This window comes from Pseudonocardia pini (assembly GCF_013870575.1).
Lineage (GTDB): Bacteria > Actinomycetota > Actinomycetes > Mycobacteriales > Pseudonocardiaceae > Pseudonocardia > Pseudonocardia pini.
The window spans coordinates 1-4,119 of record NZ_JACBXB010000503.1 but is presented as its reverse complement, the minus strand read 5'-3'; the positions used below and the strand labels follow the sequence as shown (position 1 = coordinate 4,119).

Annotated in this window: 4 protein-coding genes and 1 pseudogene; 1 reads left to right on the top strand and 4 read right to left on the bottom strand. The window is 72.0% G+C overall.

The window, feature by feature from the left end:
• The 4 genes and pseudogenes from H5J29_RS35330 to H5J29_RS23365 all read right to left on the bottom strand — a co-directional run.
• Positions 1-198, bottom strand: a pseudogene (locus H5J29_RS35330) (hypothetical protein); the annotation flags it as partial.
• Between the two features lie 219 nt (positions 199-417).
• On the bottom strand, positions 418-879 hold the full coding sequence (locus H5J29_RS23375) for a SufE family protein (protein WP_181783187.1): 462 nt from the start codon (positions 877-879) through the stop codon (positions 418-420).
• Complete coding sequence (locus tag H5J29_RS23370) at positions 876-1,769, bottom strand: sulfurtransferase (protein WP_181783186.1); 894 nt, start codon at positions 1,767-1,769, stop codon at positions 876-878. The genes H5J29_RS23375 and H5J29_RS23370 overlap by 4 nt, the downstream gene beginning before the upstream one ends.
• A gap of 44 nt (positions 1,770-1,813) precedes the next feature.
• Positions 1,814-2,434, bottom strand: coding sequence for a Maf family protein (locus H5J29_RS23365; protein ID WP_181783185.1), 621 nt, complete (start codon positions 2,432-2,434; stop codon positions 1,814-1,816).
• 299 nt (positions 2,435-2,733) lie between these two features.
• Here H5J29_RS23365 and H5J29_RS23360 point away from each other — a divergent pair.
• Positions 2,734-4,119: sensor histidine kinase (locus H5J29_RS23360; protein ID WP_246394182.1), on the top strand; the 1,386-nt coding region annotated here is incomplete at its 3' end.

The following is a 4,119-nucleotide window of genomic DNA, read 5'->3' as shown; positions in this document are numbered from 1 at the left end:
GACACGGCGGTGGCACCCGCGTGATCTGGCGGGTCCCCCTGCCGGACGGAACCTGACGCGTCGGGTGGCGGAGGAGCTCGACCGGGTCGGCCCGTCGGGCGCCACCGGATGGGGCGGCGGCGTCGCGAGGCGTAGCAGCTGCGCGATGCCGCGGCGGACGATCTCGTGGTCGTCGAGCAGGAACCCAGAGATGGTCACGGGGGGTCTCCTCGTCGTCACCATGACGACAGGGCGCCCCCTCCCGGCCCGGACCGTTCCCAGGTCCCGGGCGGGTAGGGCCCGACGCCCCAGGTGTCACCGGGTGCGGCGAGTACGTGTTTCATTCGGACCACCCCCTTCGTCGTCGTCCTCGTGGGACGTCTGACGACGACAGGATGGGGGTGGTCCACGCCACTGCGGAACGGTTTTGACGAAGGCTTAGGGTTGAGCGTTCGCCGCTCCCGCGAGACCAGACTTCTCCCTGACCTGCTTCTTGATCCGCCCGAGCATCGCCACCATGCCGCGGATCCGCAGCGGGCTCACGGCTTTCGCCAGGCCGAGCGCGACGTAGAAGTCGTCCGGGACGCCGAGCACCGCGACCGCGGGCTCACCGTCCAGCCCGGTGTGCATGATCGAGGCGAACCCCCTGGTCGTGGGCGCCTCCGGGGGTGCGGAGAAGAACAGGTGAACGTGCTGCTCCGGATCCTCCGCGACCTCGACGGCCAGGAACAGCGGGGACTGGCACTCGTGCACCTGCTCCATCGACCCCGCCGCGTCCGCGTAGCGCTCCGGGAGCGCGGGGAGCTCCTGGCTGAGCTCGAGGAGGAGCTGGAGCTTGTCCTTCGGGCCGACCGCCTCGAAGTCCTCCACGAGCTCGGCCAGCCGGGGTGGGAGCGTCATCTCTCCACGGACCCCTTGTCCGCACCCTGCACGATCGGCACGCGCACCGAGTTGCCCCACTCGGTCCAGCTGCCGTCGTAGTTGCGGACGCCCTCGAACCCGAGCAGGTAGGACAGCACGAACCAGGTGTGGCTGGAGCGCTCGCCGATCCGGCAGTACGCGATCGTGGGCGCGTCCTTCGACAGGCCCTGCTCGTCCTCGTAGATCTGGGAGAGCTCGGTGCGGGACTTGAAGGTGCCGTCCTCGTTCGCCGCCCGCGCCCACGGGACGCTCGCCGCGCCGGGCACGTGCCCACCGCGGACCGCGCCCTCCTGCGGGTAGTCCGGCATGTGCAGCAGCTCGCCCGAGTACTCGCCGGGGGACCGCACGTCGACCAGCTGGCCGCCGAGGTGGCCCAGCACGTCCTCCTTGAAGGCGCGGATCGCGATGTCGTCCCGCTCCGCGATCGGGTACTCGACCGGGGTGGGCTTGGGCTGCTCGGTGGTCATCTCCCGGCCCTCGGCGACCCACTTGGTGCGACCGCCGTCGAGGATCCGGACGTCCTCGTGGCCGAAGAGCCGGAACACCCACAGCGCGTAGGTGGCCCACCAGTTGTTCCGGTCGCCGTAGAACACCACGGTGCTCTCGCGCCCGATGCCCCGCTCGCCGCAGAGCCGCGCGAAGGCCTCGGGATCCACGTAGTCCCTGGTCACCGGGTCGTTCAGCTCGGTGTGCCAGTCCACCTTGACCGAGCCGGGGATGTGGCCGGTGTCGTAGAGCAGCACGTCCTCGTCCGACTCGACGACGACGAGGTCCGGGTCGCCCAGGTGCTCGGCGAGCCAGTCGGTGGTGACGAGCCGCTCGGGGTGCGCGTACTCCGCGAGCTTCGGGTCCGGGTCAGTCGGTGCCATGGTCGCGACGATAGTCCGGGGCGCGGACCGCCCGCCGTCGGAAGTCAGCCGGGAGGGGGAGTTGTCCACAGGTCCGTGGGGGAGATCCCCAACGAGCCCAGCAGCCGGCGCACCAGGGGCAGGCTGATGCCGATGACGTTGGACGGGTCGCCGTCGATGCCGTCGACGAACCAGCCGCCCAGCCCGTCGAGGGTGAACGCGCCCGCGACGGCCAGCGGCTCGCCGCTCGCGAGGTAGGCCTCCAGCTCGGCGTCGGTGGGCGTGCCGAACCGGACCACGGTCACGGCGTGGCCCTCGGCGACCCGCTCGATCTCCCCCTCGACCACCTGGAGCACCGCGTGCCCGGTGACGAGCTCGCCGGTCCGCCCGGCCATGGCTTTCCAGCGCGACCGGGCGGTGTCGACGTCGTAGGGCTTGCCCACCAGCTCGCCGTCGATGTGGAGCATGGAGTCACAGCCGATCACCACGGCGTCGTCCACGGTCCGCGCGACCGTCGTGGCCTTGGCCCCGGCGAGCGTGGTCACCTTCTCCGCCGCGGTGGCCGACGGGATCGCCGCGAGCAGGGCGTCCTCGTCGACGTCCGAGACCTGCACGGAGGGGTCGAGACCCGCCGCGCGGAGCACGGAGAGGCGGGCGGGGGAGGCGGAGGCGAGGACCAGGCGCACCCGCCCAGCCTAGGAACCACCGTCTCCCGCGAGCGGCTCCGGGGGCCTGGTCCGTCCCGTCGGCGAACGGTGCGGGCCGCGCGGCGATCGGCGAGGCCTCTCGGCCGCTGAGGAACCGGTCGGCGGGCTGTGTCCGGTCGGTGGCGGAGGGTCAGCCGTCGTATGCCCCGCGTCGGCCGCGCGGTCACGCTCCGTGGTCGAATACGGCGCTCGTCGAGCTTCTCAGCGGCCGAACCATCACGCTGTGTTTAGGCTGCGGCCGTTCGACGGGGTTCGGTGTGGTCACGGAGGGGAACTGCATGGGGCGCGTGCTGGACCTGTTGCCGCGCGGCAACACACTCGACGACGAGTCCTTCGCCCGCAGGCACCGGCTGCTGTGCGTCGTGCTGCTCGCCCACGTGCCGGTCCTGTTCGGCATCGGGATGCTCGCCGGGAACGGGGCCGGGACCACGGCGCTCGTCCTGCTGGTGCCGCTCGCCCTCGCGCTGCTCGGGTACCTGGCCCGCGGCCGTCGGCGGGTGGCGTCCTCGCTGGTCACGGCGGGCCTCGTCAGCTGCTCGGTGATCCTGGTCGGGCTGACCCACGGAACGATCGAGTCCCACTTCCACTTCTTCGTCATCATCGGGTTCATCGCCCTCTACCAGGACTGGGTCCCGTTCCTGTGGAACGTCGTGCTGACCGTCCTGAGCCACGGCATCGGGACGGCGCTGGCCTCCGACCTGATCTTCAACCACCCGGCCGCGCAGGCGAGCCCGTGGCTGTGGGCCGGGGTGCACGGCATCGCGGTGTTCTTCGCCTGCACCGGCCTGGTGATCTTCTGGCGGATCACCGAGGACGAGCAGACGGCCCGGGAGGGCCTCGGCCGCGAGCTGCTCCTCGCCGAGGTCCAACACCGCAAGTTCACCTCGGACATGCTGGTCAACCTGGCCCGGCGCAACCAGTCGATGCTCCACCGCCAGCTCGAGATCATCAACCGGCTCGAGGAGGAGGAGCAGGACTCCGACGCCCTCGCCGAGCTCTTCGCCCTGGACCACCTCGCGACCCGCGTCCGGCGCAACGCCGAGAGCCTCCTCGTGCTCTCCGGCGAGCAGACCCCGCGGCTGTGGTCGGCGCCGGTCCCGCTGGGCGACGTCGTGCGCGCCGCGATCGCCGAGACCGAGGACCTGGACCGGGTGGAGTTCGGGGTCGACGACCGCCTCGCGCTGAGCGGCACCTGCGTGGCCGACCTCACCCACCTCCTCGCCGAGCTGATCGAGAACGCGGTGCGCTACTCCCCGCCGGACTCGGTCGTGACGGTCCAGTCGCGGCCCAACCGGCGCGCCGGGGGCGGCCAGGTGCTCACCGTGGAGGACTGGGGCATCGGGATGCCGCAGGCGCAGGTCGAGGAGGCCAACGCGCTGCTCGCCGACCCGCGGGAGGTGGACGTGTCCGCCTCGCAGCAGCTCGGCTTCCACGTCGTCGGCAGGCTCGCGGCGCGGCACGCGGTCGCCGTGTCGCTGACCACCACCCCGGGGTCCGGCATCACCGCCGTCGTGGCGTTGCCCAGGGTCCTGTTCGTGGCGGACCGCGAGGAGGTCCCGAGCGCCACCCCCGTCCCCACGACGACGGCCCGTGGCCCGCTCGCGATGGTCGCCGACGGCCGGGGCAGCACCGGTCCGGGAGGCAGGCCGACGGCGGTCCTGTTC